Source organism: Nocardioides panacihumi (assembly GCF_039530925.1).
Taxonomy (GTDB): domain Bacteria; phylum Actinomycetota; class Actinomycetes; order Propionibacteriales; family Nocardioidaceae; genus Nocardioides; species Nocardioides panacihumi.
This window is the reverse complement of the sequence record NZ_BAAAPB010000001.1, coordinates 667,360-687,137: the sequence shown is the minus strand read 5'-3', so window position 1 is coordinate 687,137 and position 19,778 is coordinate 667,360. Positions and strand designations below refer to the sequence as shown.

General features: G+C 70.6%; 20 protein-coding genes. 9 read left to right on the top strand and 11 right to left on the bottom strand.

Annotation, left to right across the window (positions count from 1 at the left end):
- Positions 1-44: 44 nt before the first annotated feature.
- Both ABD205_RS03300 and ABD205_RS03295 read right to left on the bottom strand, forming a co-directional pair.
- Entirely contained in the window at positions 45-248 is a 204-nt protein-coding gene (locus tag ABD205_RS03300; protein WP_344042378.1) for a hypothetical protein, read from the bottom strand.
- A 147-nt stretch (positions 249-395) separates the two neighbouring features.
- The gene (locus ABD205_RS03295; RefSeq protein ID WP_344042376.1) at positions 396-602 is read right to left on the bottom strand and encodes a hypothetical protein; all 207 of its coding nucleotides are present in this window, start codon (positions 600-602) and stop codon (positions 396-398) included.
- 251 nt (positions 603-853) lie between these two features.
- Between ABD205_RS03295 and ABD205_RS03290 the strand changes: the two genes are divergently transcribed.
- Together ABD205_RS03290 and ABD205_RS03285 are read left to right on the top strand one after the other, a co-directional pair.
- On the top strand, positions 854-1,498 hold the full coding sequence (locus ABD205_RS03290) for a hypothetical protein (protein WP_344042374.1): 645 nt from the start codon (positions 854-856) through the stop codon (positions 1,496-1,498).
- A 26-nt stretch (positions 1,499-1,524) separates the two neighbouring features.
- A complete protein-coding gene (locus tag ABD205_RS03285; RefSeq protein ID WP_344042372.1) occupies positions 1,525-2,274 on the top strand; it encodes a dienelactone hydrolase family protein in 750 nt (249 codons plus the stop codon).
- A gap of 47 nt (positions 2,275-2,321) precedes the next feature.
- On the opposite strand, the gene ABD205_RS03280 is transcribed toward ABD205_RS03285, so the two are convergent.
- Positions 2,322-4,535: a glycoside hydrolase family 15 protein gene (locus tag ABD205_RS03280; protein ID WP_344042370.1), complete on the bottom strand. Its 2,214-nt coding sequence runs from the start codon at positions 4,533-4,535 to the stop codon at positions 2,322-2,324.
- A gap of 178 nt (positions 4,536-4,713) precedes the next feature.
- On the opposite strand from ABD205_RS03280, the gene ABD205_RS03275 reads away from it, so the two are divergent.
- Positions 4,714-5,496 carry a hypothetical protein gene (locus tag ABD205_RS03275; RefSeq protein WP_344042368.1) on the top strand — a complete coding sequence of 261 codons (783 nt, stop codon included), beginning with the start codon at positions 4,714-4,716 and terminating at the stop codon, positions 5,494-5,496.
- 53 nt (positions 5,497-5,549) lie between these two features.
- On the opposite strand, the gene ABD205_RS03270 is transcribed toward ABD205_RS03275, so the two are convergent.
- Both ABD205_RS03270 and ABD205_RS03265 read right to left on the bottom strand, forming a co-directional pair.
- On the bottom strand, positions 5,550-6,263 hold the full coding sequence (locus ABD205_RS03270; RefSeq protein WP_344042366.1) for a DUF389 domain-containing protein: 714 nt from the start codon (positions 6,261-6,263) through the stop codon (positions 5,550-5,552).
- A 31-nt stretch (positions 6,264-6,294) separates the two neighbouring features.
- Positions 6,295-7,557 (bottom strand): hypothetical protein, encoded by a 1,263-nt coding sequence (locus tag ABD205_RS03265; protein ID WP_344042364.1) that lies wholly within the window; start codon positions 7,555-7,557, stop codon positions 6,295-6,297.
- 882 nt (positions 7,558-8,439) lie between these two features.
- Here ABD205_RS03265 and ABD205_RS03260 point away from each other — a divergent pair.
- Together ABD205_RS03260 and ABD205_RS03255 are read left to right on the top strand one after the other, a co-directional pair.
- A complete protein-coding gene (locus ABD205_RS03260; protein ID WP_344042362.1) occupies positions 8,440-9,201 on the top strand; it encodes an isocitrate lyase/PEP mutase family protein in 762 nt (253 codons plus the stop codon).
- A gap of 120 nt (positions 9,202-9,321) precedes the next feature.
- On the top strand, positions 9,322-10,029 hold the full coding sequence (locus ABD205_RS03255; protein WP_344042360.1) for a hypothetical protein: 708 nt from the start codon (positions 9,322-9,324) through the stop codon (positions 10,027-10,029).
- A 19-nt stretch (positions 10,030-10,048) separates the two neighbouring features.
- On the opposite strand, the gene ABD205_RS03250 is transcribed toward ABD205_RS03255, so the two are convergent.
- A complete protein-coding gene (locus ABD205_RS03250; protein WP_344042358.1) occupies positions 10,049-10,876 on the bottom strand; it encodes a CPBP family intramembrane glutamic endopeptidase in 828 nt (275 codons plus the stop codon).
- A gap of 304 nt (positions 10,877-11,180) precedes the next feature.
- On the opposite strand from ABD205_RS03250, the gene ABD205_RS03245 reads away from it, so the two are divergent.
- From ABD205_RS03245 to ABD205_RS03230, 4 genes are all read left to right on the top strand, one after another.
- The gene (locus ABD205_RS03245; RefSeq protein ID WP_344042356.1) at positions 11,181-11,726 is read left to right on the top strand and encodes a hypothetical protein; all 546 of its coding nucleotides are present in this window, start codon (positions 11,181-11,183) and stop codon (positions 11,724-11,726) included.
- A gap of 126 nt (positions 11,727-11,852) precedes the next feature.
- The gene (locus ABD205_RS03240; RefSeq protein WP_344042354.1) at positions 11,853-12,431 is read left to right on the top strand and encodes a DinB family protein; all 579 of its coding nucleotides are present in this window, start codon (positions 11,853-11,855) and stop codon (positions 12,429-12,431) included.
- A 178-nt stretch (positions 12,432-12,609) separates the two neighbouring features.
- Positions 12,610-12,999, top strand: coding sequence for an SHOCT domain-containing protein (locus ABD205_RS03235; RefSeq protein ID WP_344042352.1), 390 nt, complete (start codon positions 12,610-12,612; stop codon positions 12,997-12,999).
- Positions 13,000-13,092: 93 nt separating this feature from the next.
- A complete protein-coding gene (locus ABD205_RS03230; RefSeq protein WP_344042350.1) occupies positions 13,093-13,731 on the top strand; it encodes a hemerythrin domain-containing protein in 639 nt (212 codons plus the stop codon).
- A 27-nt stretch (positions 13,732-13,758) separates the two neighbouring features.
- On the opposite strand, the gene ABD205_RS03225 is transcribed toward ABD205_RS03230, so the two are convergent.
- From ABD205_RS03225 to ABD205_RS03205, 5 genes are all read right to left on the bottom strand, one after another.
- A complete protein-coding gene (locus ABD205_RS03225; RefSeq protein ID WP_344042348.1) occupies positions 13,759-14,817 on the bottom strand; it encodes a cobalamin B12-binding domain-containing protein in 1,059 nt (352 codons plus the stop codon).
- Positions 14,814-16,445: a SpoIIE family protein phosphatase gene (locus tag ABD205_RS03220; protein ID WP_344042346.1), complete on the bottom strand. Its 1,632-nt coding sequence runs from the start codon at positions 16,443-16,445 to the stop codon at positions 14,814-14,816. The genes ABD205_RS03225 and ABD205_RS03220 overlap by 4 nt, the downstream gene beginning before the upstream one ends.
- Before the next feature lie 174 nt (positions 16,446-16,619).
- Positions 16,620-17,021 (bottom strand): hypothetical protein, encoded by a 402-nt coding sequence (locus ABD205_RS03215; protein WP_344042344.1) that lies wholly within the window; start codon positions 17,019-17,021, stop codon positions 16,620-16,622.
- Positions 17,022-17,121: 100 nt separating this feature from the next.
- Entirely contained in the window at positions 17,122-17,979 is an 858-nt protein-coding gene (locus ABD205_RS03210) for an alpha/beta hydrolase family protein (RefSeq protein ID WP_344042342.1), read from the bottom strand.
- 48 nt (positions 17,980-18,027) lie between these two features.
- Positions 18,028-19,647, bottom strand: coding sequence for a DEAD/DEAH box helicase (locus ABD205_RS03205; RefSeq protein ID WP_344042340.1), 1,620 nt, complete (start codon positions 19,645-19,647; stop codon positions 18,028-18,030).
- Positions 19,648-19,778 lie beyond the last annotated feature (131 nt).

Genomic DNA, 19,778 nt, shown 5'->3' with positions numbered 1-19,778 from the left:
CCGAGCCTGACCGGCGCCTGGTCCCCGTACGGGTCCGGAACCGATCAGTGTCGCTTCTGGATGAGCACGACGTAGCCGAGGGCGACGCCCAGACCTGCCACGATCGGACCGAACGCCTGGGGGGTGCCCGAGGCTGTGAACGTCCAGATCGCACCGAGGGCGATCATGGCCAGCGCGACCAGTGACCACATGATCTTCATCGCGATGTTCGGGCTGCCGTAGCGGTTCCCGAGATCCGGCTTGTTCATCGCGGCAAGGCTAACTCAGGCAGCGACGAGCACCGCCGTGGCGGGTCGCGGTCACGGGCGGCGGTGCTGTCGGATTCAGAAGCGGCGGCTGTCGGCTACGCGCCTCAACGAAAGTGTCGGCACGCACGCCTACAGTTCGTCGGGTGATCACACGATGAGCAAAGAAGCAGCAGTGCGGGCGATGCGGGAGGCGCGGTTTCGCGAGAGGTCAGCTGCTTCGGCCGGCGCCTCGACGTCGGCAAAGCCAGTGGTCAGGCCGGCGGTCCGGCCGGCGAAGGCCGAGCCAGCCAGCACGGCTGCTCCGGCTTCGCCCACCGACGCGCTGTGCGGGCACCGTTCGATGAACGGGCGCACGTGCACGCGCGAGCACGGCCACGCGTCGAAGAGTCACCGCTACTCCTAGCCGAGGCGATGCCTGGTGTCGCATTTGAGGGATATCCGCTGGCGGGCCTTCCGCTTAGTCGAGCCCCGTGGTTATCGTCCCGGGACGACGGCGGTCTGAGACAGAAGGCACTGGCGCCGCGACCGTCGACAACGTCTCGGGAGACGATATGCGGACTCGGTCGGCTGCACTGATCGCACTCACCACGGTTGCCGCTGTCGCGGTGACGGCCGCCGCTTCCTCAGCGGCCCCTCCCAGCTTCACCTACAAGGACCGACAGGTCAGCGCGTCGCTCAACGGCCCGGAGGATCCGACGGCGGCCTTGCCCACGGTCGAGCTGATCGCCGCAACGGGCTTGGACATCAGTGGCTACGACATCCTGGCCTACCGGGCAGACGGGCTTCCGTCCCTCGACGCATCGGCCACCCTGACCGGCGGGTGGGTGGGCTGCGACACCGCCTCCGACGAGCTGGTCAATGTCACCTACAACGGATCGGAGCCCCTGCCGGAGGGCAGCGTCACCGTCGACTCGAAGCTCACCAGGGGCAGCCTCGCCGCGACCTGGCCGGTCGGGGTGACCGTGGAGCGCACCCCGGGCTGTGCAGACCCGAACTTCGACCTCTCCCACACCGTCGAGCTCACCGAGACCGTGCACGTCGAGCTCACGGTCGTCCGCGACGGTGGCCCAGCGGTCTCCTCCTCCGAGCGTGACCCCAGCACGGGTGATCGCATGTCGACGACCTACCAGTCGGGCAACGTGGTTCGCGTCGTGCTCGACGGCGAGCTGTACGTACCTGACTGGACCGCAGACAACCCGTACAGCGCAGCGGCCGGCTTGAGCGCCACGAGCACTGTCCAGCGGTCCTGAGGGCGACCGCAGCGGCGGCCATCACCATGAGCTCGCTCGAGTCCTGGACCCTCGGCACCCACACGTACGACGGCGTCTCTCACGCGACGTACCGCAAGGGGGGCGGGCCCGGGGTGATCGTGATCCACGAGATCCCTGGCATCACGCCGGCGGTGCTCGAGTTCGCCGAGGACGTCGTGGCCCGGGGATTCACGGTGGTGATGCCGTCGCTCTTCGGCCGACCCGGGGCCGAGGCCACGGCGCTCGAGATCGTGCGAAGCATCGCGGCCGTGTGCGTCAGCCGGGAGTTCACGATGTTCGCCCTGGGGCGCACCACCCCGGTCGCGACCTGGCTGCGGTCGCTGGCAGGTGAGCTGCACCGGGAGCTGGGAGGACCCGGCGTCGGTGCTGTCGGCATGTGCCTGACCGGCGGCTACGCGCTTGCGATGCTCGCCGATGCGCCGGTGGCGGCCCCGGTGCTCGCCCAGCCGGCCTCGCCCGCCCCCGTGGGCAGGGCCCGACGAGCAGACCTCGGCCTCAGCCGCCGCGACCTGGAGTCCGTGAAGGCCAAGGTCGACGCAGGCTGCCAGGTCCTCGGACTGCGCTACGAGAACGACCCGGCTGTCGGCACGAGGTTCGACACTCTGCGTCGCGAGCTCGGTGACGGCTTCATCGCGGTGGAGTTCCCCGGGCGCAAACACGCGACTCTGACCGAGCACCGCCAGCAAGCGGGTGTGGACCGGGTCCTGGCCTTCTTCGAGGAGAAGCTGCAACCGCCTGCGGAGACCGCACCCTGACCGGGTGACGGCCAGCCGAGTGACGGCCAGCCGTGACACGGGAGCGGTCAGCGGACACAGGCCTCGCTGTTGTAGCGGCAGGCGACGATCTGCGGTGTCTCCAGGTCGCGCCCGGCCGCCACGTTGGCCGCGAGCCGCAGGAACTGCGCGTGCGTCCATGCCAGCGGGGTGGCGGAGAAGGTGGGCTCGCCCGGTGTGAAACCCGGCTGCCCGGCGGGCGGGTTGAGGTCCCAGACCTGCTCGGCCATGAGGTGGCTGTCGTCGGCAGCGGCGCGACCCATCGTGTCGAGCAGCTCCTGCGCGGAGGGTCGATCTCCTGCGGTGAGTGCATACTCGCCGCGCTCTCCGCCGAGGAGCGGCCATCCGCGGCCCACCGTGATGTTCGAGCCCGGGTCGGTGACCTCCCACTGGGTGCCGTCGCGCTTCTCGCCGTAGCCGTCGAAGCTCGCCCGGTGCCAGAAGCGCCCGTTCGCCGTCGTGTAGGACAGCTGACGGTCCACGACCGACAGTGAGTTGGTGATGACCGGATCATCGGCTCTCTTCACACCCAGCCGCACCAGGTCGAGGAAGCTCGGGTCGACGACGTAGCGCTCGTCGATCAGCGGCCCGCCGTCCGAGACCTGCATCTTCGTGCCGGAGTCCGGCTGCCCGGTCGCCGTGATCCGCAGGTAGTACGGGCTCGGGCTGTACGGCCCGGTGCTGGTCGCCGTCCAGCCCTGGACCTTGCGTTGCCACTCGTCGGCCGTCGCCTCGTACGTCGCCGCCCGCCCGGGATCCCCGTTCGCCCGCGCGACGTCCGCCGCGCACACCAACCCGGCGATCTCAGCCGCGATCGTGGCCGGCGACCAGCCCTTGGCGTTCTCCCACCGCTCCTGCGGGGTCTGGGGGCCGTGCCCCACGATGAAGTCCGCTGAGAGCTTGATGTGGCCCCAGTCGCTGGCGCCGGTGCGACCCAGCTCGTGGGCCAGCACGATCGGGAAGGCGACCTCGTCCAGCTGGAGATCGCCGAACACAGGGGTGCCGTCCAGCCTGCTGTTCTGGGGGAACGAGCCGTCGGGACGCTGCTGGACGTTCCACAGGAAGTCCAGCGCCCGCCCCGCCGCAGGCTTGTCGCCGACCGCGAGCAGCCCGGTGGCGATCTGGTAGAGGTCTCGTGACCACACCGCGTGGTAGACGGCGAGACTCTGCAAGGAGTTCGCCCATGCCCACGGTCGGGCAGGAGCCGCCACGAAGCCGCCTCGGACCGTCTTGTCCTCGCTGGCCGCCAGCACCATCGCAGACACGTTCCACTCGGTCTGCCAGCCGGCGGCGCTGGCCGGCGTCTGTGTCAGGTGCGAGAGGTAGTCGGCCCAGCCCGCGGCGTACGCCGCCCTCGTGGCTGCGAAGCCCTGGGCGAGGCTCGTCTGGGCGGTCGACAGGGCCGTCGACTCATCGGACCCGAAGCCGATGGCCACCGTGAGGTCCTGGTGGTTCTGCAGTCCGTTGACGATGACCCGACCGGTCTGCACGACGTTGCCGGGGGTCGACGCCGTGTAGTGCCCGTCGAGGTCGTGGTCGGAGGCGAGGTCGGTCCATCCGTCGGAGGTCCCGAGATAGCCGCTGGAGGTCTTGCCGAGGGCGGGGCGTACGACGACCGCGCTGCTCGTCGTGCCGTCCGTCGAGAGGAGCGCGCCGTCCTTCGTGCTGCGACCGGTGTCGTCGTCTCCGGTCATCGACAGCGCCGGGTCGTGCAGGAGGTAGAGCTGGTAGGGCTTCCCGGTGAGCGACTCGAAGCGCACCTGCTCCATCACGGTCGAGCGTGCCGGGTCGGTCACGAACGTCTTGGTCAGCCGCCACGCTCCGGACCGGGCCGTGTTGACCAGCTGGTACGTCAGGCTGCGGTTGTCGAGCAGCACGACCCGGTGGGTCGAGTCCCGGTCCTCGCGGTCGGTGAACGTCGCGCCGTCCGTCACGACGAACTGACTGTCCCGGATGCTCGGTGTGTCGATACGTGGGTAGTAGACGTCGGTCAGCATGCCGTCGTTGAGCGTGTACCAGACCTTGCTCGCGGTGCCCCTGGCCGTCCCGAAGCCGTCCTTGTCGCCCTCGTTCCAGGTCGACGGTGTGCCCGGCGCCCCGGGGGCGACGGCGTCAGCGGCATGGACCGCCTCGACAGCCTGACCGACGAGCAGTGGGGCGGAGAGCGACACGGAGGCCGCGAGGGCGAGGCTCAGGGCGGCGCGACGGTGCCGCCGACTGGGAAAGATGTGGTCGATCAGCACGGCACGCTCCTTCGCGACACGACGACGAACCGAAAGTAAAGGTGTACCCACCCGCGTCCCGGGACATGCCGTGCCTGTGGCGGGGCGACCACGTCCCTGGGCTCGTGGGTGACCTCGAACCCCCGTCGTGGGCCGCATTCGGCTGCGGCCGGGGACGGCGCGACGCAACACTTCTCCGGTGGACCCGAGGCCCCCGATCATCGATCCCGACGTCGCTCCCCGCGACGCCATCCACGTTGCCCTGACCTGGCTGGCCGAGATCTACGAGGGCGCAACGGTGATCCGGTCCAAACAGGCTCTGCGATGGACTCGAGGGACCGCGCAGCTGGAGCTGCACTTCCAGTCATCGACCTATTCGCGACGCGAGATCGGGGCATGGGCGCACCTGCGTGTCCAGGTGCTCGACCCTGGCTTCGGTCGGTGGCGCGCACGCAACCCCAACCTGACGTGGCGGACCGGTCCGCTCGTCCACAGCTCGGGGACGCTGCCGCCGAGCGTCGTCCTGTACGGCGACGGGGCCGGCAGCCGGCGTCTCGACGACCTGCCTGCCTTCATCGGGACCGACGTGCTTCCGCTGCTCGAGACGTTCGCGTCGCCCGCTCGCCTGGCGAGCGACTACGACCTCGGCGCCATGTCGGTGTTCTCATGCATCGAGTGGTCGGCGTACAAGGACGACATCGACGCCGCACGGCTGCTCCTGACGCGTCACGTCGATGGTGCCCATCCGGCCCTGCGCGCCCGCCTCGACCAGGCGCGCGCTGCTGGTCTCCCGGCGCCGGGCACGCCGATCGCCAACGACATCGATTGGTGGGGCCCCACGCTGGAGAGGCTCGGCATCCTCGCCCCGGGGGAGCCGCTGCCGGGCACCGCGGGCCCGGACGTCGCCATTCGGAACGAGAGCTCTCGCATCGCTGCGATCCTCAGCGAGTTCGGGCACGTCGTCGACGTGCAGGCCGACTGAACGACTCCGTCCCGGCCCGGGGGCAGGGCAGTCCCACCTTCCTGCCGGCTGCGCTAGCTGCGCGGGTTGAGGCGGCGCGAGAATCGTGCCCGGCGGAGGGACATGCGGCTCCACACGGTTTGCTGGAAGGCGAGGGTGACCCAGCCGGCGACAGCCATGCCGACGACGTTGACCACCAGTTGAGCGAGGCTCCCCCAGATCTCGTGGCCGACGCCGAACGCGAGGCCGAGCGCGACGTTGCCAGGGGCCGGGACGGTCGTCACGGAGATGAAGACTCCGGACAGTCCGCCTACCTTGGCCGACGTCAGGGACAGCACACCCGCGGCCGCCGCGACCACCGCAACGATCAACGACCACTTGTCAGGTGAGTAGACGAACGCCGTCTGCGGGCGTGGAGCCGTCACCTGGGCGAGGGTCACCCAGCCGAGTGCGCGTCCCAGCAGGGCGAGCAGGGTGACGACGACGATGGCAGCGCCGAAACCCAGCACCAAGCTGCGCGTCGCGAACCACAGCAAGGAGTAGCGCCGCCGTTCGGCCACGAGCCCGGCGCGGGAGAGCCACGTCGCCACCGGCTGGATGTGGATCGTGCCGGCAAGGTGCACACCGGTGCCGTGCAGTCGCTCGACGTCGTCGTCAAGTCGGAAGGAGAGGCCGCGACGTCCGACGTCGGCGCGGGCGATGTCGACCAGCGGAATGACCTTCAGCTCGAAGCCGAACCACCGGAGGAGCTCGATCCTGTCACCGAAGAGATCGATGCGTCCGCCCATGAGAAGGGCGGTGCCGAGTGCGGGTTGCAGCTCACAGCGGTGTCGCGTGAATGCCGTCGATCCGCACCGGCTTGCCCTTGGAGACGATCCTGATGACGAGTGTCGCGGTGCGTGCGGTCGGCAGGACGCCGAGGAGCACGTTCCGATACTCGTTGGAGCTGGTGCTGCTGCGCAGCGTGACCCGCTTGAGCAGTCGCCCGCCGAACCAGACCTCGACCCGTCCGCCTCCGGGCGTCGCGTCGGCCAGAAGGGCGAACCTCCGCGCATGCACGCCCGGGAGTCGGAGCGTGGCGCCCTTCCGCGACGTCGTCAGGAAGGTGTGCTGCCAGTAGTCGTGACGTCCTTCCCGCCATCCGCGGCTGCGCCGCATCTGCCGGTCATCGATCGCCGCCGAGTAGCAGGTCTGATTGCTCGACCACTCCCCGACGTTGCCCCCGGAGTCGACCGCGCGCACGCGGGTGCAGTAAGTGCGACCGGGCTTCTCGCTCGAGTGCCAGATGCCGCTGATCCCGTCGGTGTGCACGGTGTCGGAGCCGATCGATGACCAGCCGGTCCACGGACCGCCGCTCCAGCTCACAGACCTCGAGGCGAACTCGAAGCTCGCCGCACCGACCCCGCCGACATGGTCGAGCCCGGTCGCGAACACGCTGGGGGCGTACGTCGGCAGCAGCGTGCTGCCGAGCATCCGCGCGGTCGGACCCTCGACATCGAGTCGACGTCCGACCACGGAGTCGGTGCACCCGCCGATGATGTCGAGGCTTCCTCGGGGAGCCGCGGCGACCGCGTCGGCGACGAAGCAGGTGCTCCCGGCGTACTCCTCGCGCCACGTTCCATCGACGCCACGAAGGGAGGTCCAGGTCCCCTCCTCCGCGCTGGAGTCGCTCGACTGATGCCAGCTGACGAGCCAGCGACCGTCGGTCAGGGAGTGGATCCGCATCCCGTAGACAGACGTCGAGCCGAGCGTGGCGCTGTGTGCACGCCGCGGACTACTCCAGCGGCCCGCGACGTACTCTGCCGTGTAGACGGTGCGATCCTCGTGCCACGCGGCCACGATCTCACCGGTCGGGGACATGTCCACGATGGTGGTGTCATTGCCGGGAAGCTCGAACAGGACGTTGTCGACGCCGTCCGGCCCGACTGTCACCAGCGTGCCAGCTTCGCCGGTGTTGTAGGCGCGCTCACCCCCAGCGATGATGCGCCCGGTGGGGTCGACGCCGACGCGTGCCCATGTCGAGCCTTCCACGAGTGAGGACTCGCCGAGTGTCGCCCAGCCGTTCGCGCCGAGGCGAGCCACCCGGACCGTTCCGCCGGATGTGTAGCCCTCTCGCCAGGAAGCGACCAGACCGCGACCAGAGTCGGGGTCGCCGGTCACCGACACCTCGCTGCTCAAGGGCGAGAGCGCGAGGGACGGGAAAGCGGTCCAGTTGCCGGTGACGGGGTCGAGACGCCGTACGACGAGGCTTTCGGAGGTCTCCCAGACGAGAACCGACTCGCCGCCTTCCGCTTGAGCGAAACGAGGCTCGCTGCCTGAGCCCAGATCGACCGGTGGAGCCCACCCGCCCGACCGATCGCGAACCGTCGCACGAATCCGGGATTCACCGGTCGTGTCCCTCCAGGCGAGCGCCGCGGTGCCCGAGTCATCGAGCGCGAGGTCGAAGCTCGCGGGCCCGGTTGGGAACGTCGCGACCTGCTCGGAAGCGATCCATGTGCCGGTGGAGGCACGACGCGCAGTCCAGAGCGACCGCCCGCCGTCCGCTGATGACGCCTCCCAGGCCGCTGTTGCCTGTCCTTGCCGGTCGACGACGATCCGCATGCGGTTGCCGCTGATGTCCGGCAGCTTCCCCGTCCAGATCGTCTGGTATCCGGGCCATCGTGAGGTCTCGGCGCCGGCTGACGGCATGGTGGCCAGCGCAGCCACGAGGACACCGATCACGGCTGCGATGGTGAACGGCTTCCCGAGACGAGCCGACACACGTTCTCCTACCCTCGAAAGACAAGCAGCCGCAGGCTAGCCACGGTGCGGGTCCCGGCTCAGGCGAATCGACAACTCCGCTGTGACCGGGTGACTTGCGCGGGTCGCATCACGCCCCCGGAGGTGCGTCATCGCCTCGGCGACGCGCTTCCGCGCAGGAACGAGCCCTTCGGTCGGGGTGGCCGGTCTGTCATGCTGCAGGTCATGACCGACGTGACTGCCAAGGCGAGTGAGCTCCTGCGACTTCACCACACCGGGCGGACCCTGGTGCTGCCGACCGTCTGGGACGCGTGGTCGGCGCGAGCCGTGGTCGAAGCCGGTTTCCCTGCACTCAGCGTCGGCAGCCACCCGCTGGCCGACTCCCGCGGGCAGGAGGACAACGAGGGGATGACCCTCGAGGACGCCCTCGACGGCATCCGTCGCATCACCGCCGCCGTCGACGTACCGGTGACGGCGGACGTCGAGTCCGGCTACGACACCCCGGCGGCCGAGCTCGTCGAGCGCGTGCTCGAGGCGGGCGCCGTGGGCATCAACGTCGAGGACACCGTGCACAGTCAGGGGCGGTTGCGCGACGTGCAGGAGCACGCCGACTACATCGGCGCCATCCGCAGCGCTGCCGACGCGGCGGGGGTCGAGCTGGTCATCAACGCTCGGACGGACGCGTTCCTGGGCAAGTACGTCACCTTCGACGACCCGGCGGCTGAGGCCGTACGTCGGCTCCGAGCCTGTGAGGAGGCTGGCGCCCGGTGCGTGTATCCGGTGCGGGTGCCGGACAACGCGACGCTCCGCACGCTGCTCGCGGAGCTCTCCGGGCCGGTCAACGTCACCGCGCACCCGGTGGACGGTTCGATGTCCGGCTCCTTCGAGGAGCTGAAGGCGGCCGGCGTCCAACGGATCACCTTCGGGCCCCTCTTGATGATGGCGCTGACGCCGAAGCTGACGGAGCTGGTCTCTCCCTGGCTGTGACTCCCTCGGGTTCCGGTGCCGCCCGCCGCGGGTCATCCGTGGGGTGATGCGGCTTCGGATGCCGGCGCACCCCTTGCGGACCGGGCGACTGGGGCGAATGCTGGTCGTGGAGGCGATGACATGGCTCGAAACAGCTCGCCCGGCGGCATTCCGGTGCTCTCTCGTGGCAAGCACCGCAACCCGCGCCGCGGCGCGTGCTTCATGGAGATGGCGTCGGTGCTGGCAGGGGAGCCCTGGAGCGACGAGCCGAAGTGCACTCACCCGCTGCTGGCTCATCTCGCACGAATGGTGAACGACTACACCAGCGATGCGGGCCGCAGCCGACTGGCGCCGCACGTCCCGTCCGTCATCGGCGTCCACGGCGGCGGGCTTTCCTGGGAGGTCGCGCTGAGCGCGGGGGTCGCGGTGGAGGTGGTCCCGGATGCGCCCGAGCCGTTGCAGCGTGTGCTCGCCGTGGGCCTGCTGCGCTGCGAGGAGATGACGACCATCCTCGGTCCGAGCGCGGTCAACAGCGTCGACGAGATTCGCCGGGCGATGGCCGACGTGCCGCAAGCAACCGCGTGGGCTCGCCGGTTCGTCAAGGGTGTGCCGGTGACCGCGAAGCAGTTCCATACGCGCACGGCGCCGCAGCTGATGACGTGCGCGGTGCGGGGGATCGCCGAGGCCGGGAGGCCCGACACCGACGACAGGCTCTACCACCTGCTCACAGCCGCCATCGCCACTGCCCGACGGCTCGAGTCGCCGAACCCTGCGACCTTCGACGGCCCGATCATCGTGGCCGAACCGCGGCCTCGTGAGCGTCGGTTCGCCGGGAACCTCAGGGGATAGGCGCCCCGGCCGCTCGCCGTCAGTGCTGCACCAGCATGGGGGGCGAGCCATGGCTCGTGGAGTGCCTGCGCTGGTGGCGCCGCACCACCCAGACCCCCAGTGCCATGACGGCCAGCACGTCAGCGAACCCGGCGATCGAGGCCCAGGGCAGGTCGATGTCCCCGGAGTCGACGGCGTTGAAGAAGGAGCCGACCGGGGTGAGCAGTGGCCAGAGGACCAGTGCGCTGCGGGTCTGGGCGAACGCCACGGCGTAGACGATGCCCAGTCCGGAGAGGAAGACGAGCTCGCTGCCGCCCATGCCGTAGCCGACGTGGTAGAGGCCGTACAGGACGGCCGCTCCGCCGATTCCCCCGACCGGGCCGAAAGCCGCCTCCAGCCTGGTCTGGATGAACCCACGGAAGAAGATCGTCTCGAAGACCCCCACGACCAGGGCCATGACCAGCAGCGGGACCCAGTCGACAGGCGCGGGCAGGTCGTATCCCCACAGGGTGAGGCTGAACTGGACGCCCGCGAAGAGCAGTGCCAGGAGCCCGGTCGCTCGCCAGTCGCCGAGTCGGAGACCCAGGTCGGCGAGCGGGGCACCTCGACGCCAGACGGTGACATAGATCGGCCCGAGCACGCCGATGAGCAAGGCCGCCGCGAAGCACAGGAACAACCCCGCCACGTGGTCCGTGGTGAACCCGACGAACGCCAAGCGCATCAGCGCGACGATCGCGACGTACAGCACGGCGATCGCCAGCAGATCTGCGCGGGAACCCGTCCGCGGGACCTTCGGAAGTGCGCGTGGAACCGCGCACAGCATCAACGCACTGGCCGCCACCGCGACGCCGTACCAGGGTCCAGACACAACATCCAGCATCAGCAGGGCGACAACGACCCAGGATGACCACAGCACTTGCCGCCGAGTGCGGTCCGACCAACGCGACCTCATCATGACCACCGCCTCGATCCCACCGAACCGCGACCAGATCCGTGCCGACAGAGGCGTCCGGCTCTGACCCGAAGGCACTTGTGCCAGCTGCCGGATCAACCCCTCTTCGACGGATCCACGTCCGCTCGGGCGCCGACCGGCCGGCCGGACCGCGGGCCACCCGTGGATGGGATCGTCAGGAACCGGCGCGGAGGTGCCATCCAACATCTACGTTGGCTTCGTGGACGAGGGTGTCGAGACGACGGCGGTCCTGCATGTCAGGTTCGGTCGGGCGATGTACGCGCCACTGGTCCCGTTGGTCGCGCTCCTCACGGCCGTCGCGACCGGCGCGGATGCCGGCGGGGTCGCGCTGCTGCTCCTCGCGCTGCTGGTGACCCTGGGCGTGGCCACGCTCACGGCGTTCTCCCATCCGGTGGAGGTCCGGGGACAGATCTTGAGCGTCTGCGGGAGGGAGCAGGTCGCGCGAGGTCCCGGCGGCACCGTGGACCTGGGTCGGCTGAGCCGGGCTCGTTCGGTCTCCTACCGCGGCGGACTGTTGTCGGGCCGAGGACTGGCGTTGTTCCGGACTCAGATCGAGCTCCAGGACGAGTTCGGGCAGCGTGCGATGTTCGGGGCTTGGGGCTGGACGCCGAAGCGGGAGTTCCAGGCCGTCCTCCGTCGCGCCGTCGCGGACAGCCACGCTCGGATGGATCCCATGACCTGGTGGCGCCTCGGGTTCCGCAATGACCAGGGTGTCCGGGTCAGTCCCTTGCGGCGGTTCATCTAGTCCGGCGGTGGTGACTGCTCATCGGCTGCACCGTGCCGCGCGCTCTCGGCCAAGTGGCGTGCCTTTCGCTACCGTCGCGCAGGATCGCCGACCCGGCGCGACGGCTTCCTGAACGACACTGATGGTGTGACGTCTTGGAACCAGCTCCTGCGCGACCAGTTCGAGTGGCATTGGGAGCACCAGGTCCGCTCCCGCCTGGCGGGTCTGTCCGACGAGGAGTACTTCTGGGAGCCGGTCGCGGGCGCTTGGAGCGTCCGCCCCCGCGGGACGGCCACGACCCCGATGGCGGCCGGCGCTGGTGACTTCACCATCGACTGGGCCTTCCCTGAGCCGGCGCCGGCGCCGTTCACCACGATCGCGTGGCGCCTGGGACACGTGATCGTCGGGGTGCTCGCGATACGCAACGCGGCCCACTTCGACCGCGCGGAGGTCAGCTACTCGTCGTTTCCGTGGGCTGGCACCGCGGCCGGGGCGCTGGCTCAGCTCGACGCTGAGCTCGGATGCTGGCTGGAGGGTGTCCGCGGCCTCGGTGAGGCCGGGCTCAGTCGCCCCTGCGGTCCAGCCGAGGGCGGGTTCGCCGACGCGCCGCTCGCTGCTCTGGTGCTGCACATCCACCGCGAGCTGATCCACCACCTTGCCGAGGTGTCCTTGCTCCGGGACCTGTACGCCAGCGACCTCGTTCGAAAGAGGGAGTCGACCGGTTGATTGCGAGGGGCCGCATGCAGCGAGTCCGCTGAAGAGGCGGTCGTTCGGGCCCGGGGAGGTCGGCGGCACCTGTCCGACGGCTCATCCGAGTCGGGGGATGTATTCCGGGGCCGACCCGGATGAGGCTGTCTCATCGGCTGGCGGATCCACCTCCGCCGCCCTCGAGAAAGGTTCCCCGATGTTCAACGACAATGGCTCGTTCCTCCTGGCCCTCTTTGAGTTCTTCCTGTTCTTCGCGTGGTTCATGTGCCTGTTCTGGGTCCTCGGTGACATCTTCCGCAGCAAGGACATGGGCGGCGGAGCCAAGACCCTCTGGGTCATCTTCGTGATCGTCATCCCGTGGCTCGGCATCCTCGTCTACGTCCTCGTCAGGGGGCGCGGAATGCACGAGCGTCAGATGGAGGAGATCCAGGCGGCGCAGGCGGCCCAGAACGCGTACATCAAGTCTGTCGCCTCGTCATCAGGCGACGCCGCCAGCCAGATCACCACCGCCAAGAGCCTCCTCGACAGCGGAGCGATCACCCAGGCCGAGTTCGACCAGATCAAGGCGAAGGCGCTCGCTTCCTGAGCACCCTGCTCCACAGGCGGGACGCTCGCGGCGTACGACGTCGGTGCCCGAAGGGGAGGACCGTGACGGCCCAGGACGGCTAGCCTGACGCGCATGGCAGCACCGAGCATGACCATGAACAAGGTGATCCACGGCGCCGTACGCCGCGACCTCGACCGCTTCCGCCGGGCGCTCGGGGCGTTCCCGGACGGGGATCGCGACCGGGCCGCTGCCCTGCACAGGGCGTGGACGAACTTCGACGCCCAGCTCACCGAGCACCACGAGGGCGAGCACGAGATCGCCTGGCCGGCGATGGAGGCGATCGGGATCGACACGTCGACGATCAGCTCCTTCGACAGCGAGCACGAGGCGATGGCTGCGGACCTGGCAGCGACCCGGGAGTCGATGGCGACGCTGCGCCGGACCGCGACCCGGGCGGACGCCGACGCAGCGGCTGCCGCGATGACGAAGCTCCAGGCGACGGCAGTCGGCCACCTGGACCACGAAGAGCGGGAGACCGAGTCGGCGCTGATCGAGCACGACGGTGATCCCGCGATCAAGGAGATGGGCAAGAAGTTCAGCCGACGCGTCGGTCCGGCGAGGGCGGGCGTGTTCTTCGCGTGGGTGCAGGACGGCGCCTCCGCCGAGGAGCTCTCAGCACTTCGGCAGAGCGTCCCCGGTCCGGTGCTCGCGATCATGGGCGGGCTCTTCGGGCGCAGCTACCGTCGACGGGTCGCGCCGGTCTGGCGGTGAGCTCCGGCGTCCGTGCGGGACGCCGGGTCAGGACAGGTGCGCCGCCAGGGCAGCCTGCGCAGATGCCAGCAGCGACGTCGCGCGTGGGAAGTCCCGCAGCTCGGCCGCGAGGAGGCTCAGCGCGGGCGTCAGCGAGGCGGCCGGCACGCCACGTGCGGCAAGGATGTCGGCTGTCCACCTCACGAACGAGTTGAGCAGCGAGCCCTCGCCCACATACAGCGCGGCGGCCAGGAAGTCCACGATGTCCGCCAGGTCCCGTGCCGTCTGCTGGCGCTGCACGTCGGTGTAGTCGCGCATCTCGGGGAGGCGCTCCTCGAGGCCGGCGAAGACGGTCCGCACCAGCTGGGTCGAGGTGCGGCTGACCAGCGTGTACTCCTGGTCGGCCAGGTGCGGGAGGTCGTCGATCGGCTGGTGCGACGACGTGCGGGGCAGCGGGCCCTGCGCCAGGCGGTCGGCGGCTGCCCGGGCGTCGGGTGCCCACGCCTGGGCGCCGAGCAGGCTCGCGTAGCGCCCGCCCGGGCCGAACGCCGCGCCACCGACCATGACGGGCACGCCGGCGCTCTGGCAGGCGGTGATGGTGGCGTGGGCGACCGGGAGACGGGTCGGGATCGACCCGGACAGCGCGACCACGTCGGGGCTGGTCCGGTGCAAGTGGGTGATGAGGTGCGGCGCCGGCACCTGGGCGCCGAGGTAGTCGACGTGGAAGCCGCGCAGCGAGAGAACCTCGGCGAGCAGGCGGGCAGGCAGCGCGTGCCACTCGCCGTCCACGCACGCGACCGTGACCCGTCCGCGGGTCTGCTGTGGCCGGGGCAGCTGCCCGCCGATGGTGACGACCACACGCTCGTTGATCGCGGTCGCGGCATGCTCCTGGGCCACGCTGATCTCGTTCGCAGCCCAGGCAGCGCCGATCCGGCGCTGCACCCCGCCCACCACGTCCAGCAGCACGGTCTCGGGGTCGACCCCCTCCTCCAGCGCCGCGAGCACGGTGTCGACGGCGCGTCGCTCGTCGATCGCGATGACGGCGTCCCAGAGACGGTCGTAGTAGGTCGAGGCCGTCGACTGGGCCGGGGAGGCGGTGTCGGTCATCGGGCTGGGGTCGCCCCGTCCGTGCCGGCACCGTGCGGCTGCGGACCGGTCGGCGCGGTGATCGCCAGGACCGCCATGTCGTCGTGCGCGGCGCCGCCGAGCCAGTCGGTCGCCAGCATCAGCACGTGCGCCACGAGCGCCTCGGCGGGCATGCCGGCGCACTCGGTCAGCGCACGTCGCAGCCGGTCCTCTCCGAACATCTCGCCGCCGAGCGGACCTCCGACGGCCTCGATGATGCCGTCGGTGTAGAGCAGGCACGTCTCGCCGGGGGCGAGGTCGATGGTGTGAGTGGAGGTCTCGATGGCAGGCAGCACGCCGATGAGTGAGCCCTTCCCGAGCACCTCCTCGACCCGGCCGTCACCACGCACCACCAGCGGCGGCAGGTGCCCGGCCCGGGTCAGCCGCACCCGCACGGTGTCGCCCACTCGTGCGGTGGAGGCCAGCACGAGGGTGGCGAACCGGGTCTCGTGCGCGCTGCGCAGCGATGAGTTGAGCAGCTCGAGCATGTGCCTGTGGTCGTCGGCCATCGGCAGCAGCGCCTGCAGCGTGTTGCGGATCTTGCCGGCCAGGACGGCCGCCTCGAGACCCTTGCCGCACACGTCGCCGAGCAGCGCGAGCGACTCGCCCCCGCCCAGGCGGTGCACGTCGTAGAAGTCTCCGCCGAGCCGGGAGGTGTCCTGAGCGGGCCGGTAGATGCCGGCGAAGTCCACACCGTCGGCACGCTCGAGGGCCGGTGGCAGGAGCTGCGCCGTCAAGATGTCGGTGATCGAGCTCTGCTCCTCGAAGAGCCGGGCCGCGGAGAGCGCGGCGCCGACGCGAGCGGCGAACAGGCGGGCGACCGCCTCCTCGGGCTCGGAGAAGACGCGCTGCTCGGTGGTGCGGAGCAGGATCAGGGCGCCCGCGGGTACGCCGTGCCCCGGCAGTGCGGTCACGACCACCGACCCCATCGACCCGAAGCCGTCGGGCACGACCCACGCCGGCGCCAATCGCGGGTCGATCCACCGGGACGGGACCGGGGGGAAGCCCTGCAGCGCCTCGACGAGACCCGGGAGCTCCTGCGCCCGGACGTCGAGCATGACCCTCCTCGGCCGCTCGCCGCGAACGCACACGACCGCCGTGTGGCGCCCCCTGACATCGGGCTCGATGATCCAGGCGGCGTCGGCCAGACGGCCGGCGGCGAGCTCGGTCGCCACCTCCATCGTCCGCGCCACGTTGAGCGAGGTGAGGAGCTCGTCGGAGGCGATGCGCAGGAAGTCGGCGCGTTCCCGTTCGGCCCGCAGGTCCTCGCGCAGCATCGACACGTCGGTGGTCTCGATGAGCCACCACATCACCCCGCCGTCGGGGAAGCCGACGGGCTGGGCCAGGAAGGTCCGGTCATCGACGCGGCCCGCGTGCTCAGCGCCGTCCGCCTTCTCGTCGGCCCGGTCGCGGTGCGCCTGCGCGAGCCAGTCGGGTGCGCAGTCGTCGACGTGCCGACCCGGTGCCGCCGAGTGGAGGATCGCTCGCGCCGCCGCGTTGACCGCCACCAGGACCCCATCGGCACCGACGTGCAGTGCCGGGCTCGGAGCGCTGTCCCAGCCGAGGTCCGGCGCGGGCGCGGCGGAGCGCCGCGCGGGATCTGTCAGCATGCGGGCACCAGACGGTTCTCCTCGGCGGGTCGGCGCGACGGGGTCATTCGAAGAAGTCTCGCAAACTGAAGGGTGAATGCAAGCCGGTGGTGCGCGCGCCCGCCCGATGCCGCACCCACTGTGGCCGCATCTGCCGCGAGGGCCGCACCTGCCGCGAGCCGCGCGTTCGGTCGATCACGACACGACGGTGGCCGTGCAGGTGCGGTTCTTGAACGTCGCATGGGCGCGGATCCTGTCCGGGCCGGGCAGGTTCGCGATCTTCTTCTCGATCGTGAACGAGCCACTCCGCCCGGCGGTCCGGGCGTGGCGTGACACGACGACGGCGCCGTTGTCCGTGATCCGCACCGCCCACCTCTGGCCGGCCCGGTTCGAGTCGACCTCGAGCTCGATCTGGATCCTGCCGTCGTCGTGCTTGGCCTTCAGCTTGAGATGACCGCCGTGCGCGCAGGCGACGCTGGTCATGACGGCGTCGTTCCCCTTGGCCGATGCAGGGCCGGCCGCCGTCAGGGGAGCGGCGAGGCCGAGGGCGATCGCCCCGGTCCCGATCAGAACCCGGCTACGCAGTTGACGTGACATGGTGCCTCCTCCTCGTTGGTGAATCGATGCCATCAGCGTCACGACGCGCAGGTCGTAGTCGCAATCGGACGATGGGACTAGACCCCCGTCCGGGAGGGTCCTAGGCGAGCTGGGCGCTGAAGAAGCGGACCGCGTCGGCGGCGACGCTCGCACGTACGTCCGCTCGGTCGGGGGAGAGCGGTTCGATGAAGTGCTCGTGGCGAACTCCGCCACCGACCTCGCTGCCGTGCGCGTGCGGGACGTGGTCGAGGTACGGGCGAACGTCCAGCTCGTACGGGTTCGTGGTGTCCGAGTCGCCCCAACGCACCTCCACCGGGATGCGTATCGCGTTCAGACTCTCCCGGGTCGTCAGGGACCCGAGCCCCGGCGCGACCAGGAACGCAGCGATCACCCGCGGGTCTCTCAGGTCACGGGCCGCGTCGTCCGCGGCGGCCGACCAAGCCTCCGGCGGAGTGCTCGACTGCAGCTGCTGCAGAGCATCGGGGAACTCCTCGATCGGAGGCAGGGGGACCTCGCCCGACAGGATCGCCCCGATGATGCATCGGTCCAGTCGTGCCCCCGCCAACGCCGCGGCCGTGTAACCGCCCAACGAGAAGCCCGCCACGCCGACCCGGTCGGCCCCTCCCATCGAGTCCAGGGCGAAGGTGATGTCGCGAGGACGCTCCCAACCGAACAGGAAGCCCTGGGGGTGGTAGCCGTCCACGTGGTTGTTGCCGTGGTGGTCGAGACTCACGACGCGGAAGTCGGCAGCGACCAATGGTCCGGCGAGCCACCCCATGTCGCGCCCCGAGCCGCCGGTGCCGTGCGAGATCACGACGAGCGGACGGTCGTCGCCCCGCAGGGCCGGGGTCCAGTCGTAGACGCGGATCGGACGTCCCGATCCACGCCCGAACAGGTCAGGTCGGGACGTGTCGATGAGCGTCCGGACGGTCGGCTCGGAGACCTCGCTGCCTGCCACGGCGCCGAACCTATCGCCGCCGCGGCGGTCTCCATCAGCCGAGCCCGGTCAGGCACCGCCCTCGGTCAGCGTGGTGGAGGGCAGCCAGTCGGCGCCGAGGAGCTGGGCGAGGTCGGCGAGGCCGGTGGTGTCGCTTCCGACCGTGTCGGAGGCCGCGGCGATCCGCTCCACCATCACCTTGCCGACCTGCTCCTCGACAGTGCCCTCGGCGTACGCGATGTGCCACGGGGAGACCTGGTGGTCGCGGTGGGTGCGGCCGGTCACCTGCCGTCCTGCGATGCCGGAGAAGCGGGCCTGGTGGAAGACGCCGACCCGCGGCTCGCTGCTCGCGCGCCGGCCGTCGGGAAGGGTCTCGCCGGCGTGCAGGCTGATCGAGGCGACCGTGGTGAAGACGCAGACCTTCGCCTGCCCGGTCTGGAACCGGAGCCGCTCGGCCTCTGGGTCGAACCGGTCGCGGCCGTAGATCGTGGCGACCTCGATGCCGGCGTCGCGCAGCCGGTCGGCGATCGGGTCGGCGGCGGTCGCGACGAACTCGACCGAGCACGCCACCTGTCGCTCGGCCTGGACCTGCTGGGCGATCCAGTCGACCGTCGAGTCGACCCGGATCAAGCCGGCCTTCTGCCGGAACCGCAGCAGCGCGGCCCGCCCTTTGGCGACGTTGCGGCCGCGCCGGGCGATGTCCATCTCGCGACAGAACTCCCCCCACTCGGCCTCGTACGCCGTCCGCTCCGCCGGCGTGAGGGCCACCGGCATGCCGGAGATCGGCACGGGACCCCACGGCGCGGCCCGGTGCAGCATCGCCGCGGGCCGCTCGTCGGCGAGCCAACCGCGCACCAGCTTGAGGTCCGCGGCGCGCCGTCCCGAGTCGGCGGTCCACGTCGCGCCGTACCGTCCCTGCTCCACCCCGACGCCGTGGCGCTCGAGCGCGGTGGCGAACGCGGCGCCCGGCTGGGTCGCCGAGGTCCACTCCTGCATGGGCTCGCCGAGGACCTGGGCGTAGGCCGGCGCGAGGTACGGCAGCTCGAGCGGCGTGTGTCCGGGCGTCGCGGTCGTCGCGATGACGAACGGTGCCTTGTCGTGCGGCCGCCCGTGCCCCGAGATCCGGGCCCAGAGCTTCCACCGCTTGGTCGTCGTACGCCGCAGTGCGTGGGCCTCGTCAGCGATGATCACGTCCCACGCGTGGTCCTTGACCTTCTCCAGGCGGTCCCACGTGATCACGACCCACTCGAGACCGCCGTCGCCCAGCGCCGTGATCGTGCGGCACCAGTGGCCGATCGTGATCGCGGCGGGCCGGTCGGCGACGACCAGCACCCGTCGCGCACCGCGCAGGTCGCCCACGGCCGTCGCCCCGAGGACCGCGGAGATCGTCTTGCCCACGCCCGGCTCGTCGGCCAGCAGGAACTGCCGTCCGCCCGCAGCTGCGCGCGCGGCGATCGCATCGGCCGCCTCGAACTGGATCCTCCGCGGCTCGAGCGCGTCGGTCGGCTCGGGGCTGGGCGTCGGATCGTCGGGGTTGAGGGTGTTCTCGATGAACCGACCGAGCGTGTACGGACCCGGGGCGTAGGGCGCGAGGTGCGCTGGCAGGGCGCGCCCGACGTACAGGTGGGTCTTGACCCCCGGGTGCCACGTGGCGCCGTCGACCTGCGTGCCGTAGGGGACGTCGAGCACCCACAGCCGCTCGCCCGGTCCGGCCGCCGGCAACGGACGCTGTGGCTGTCGCGTCCCGCTCCGCCGTGCGGATCGGCCGCGTCGACGAGCACTGGATCGACGGGGACTGGCCACCCCCGGACGCTACCGGG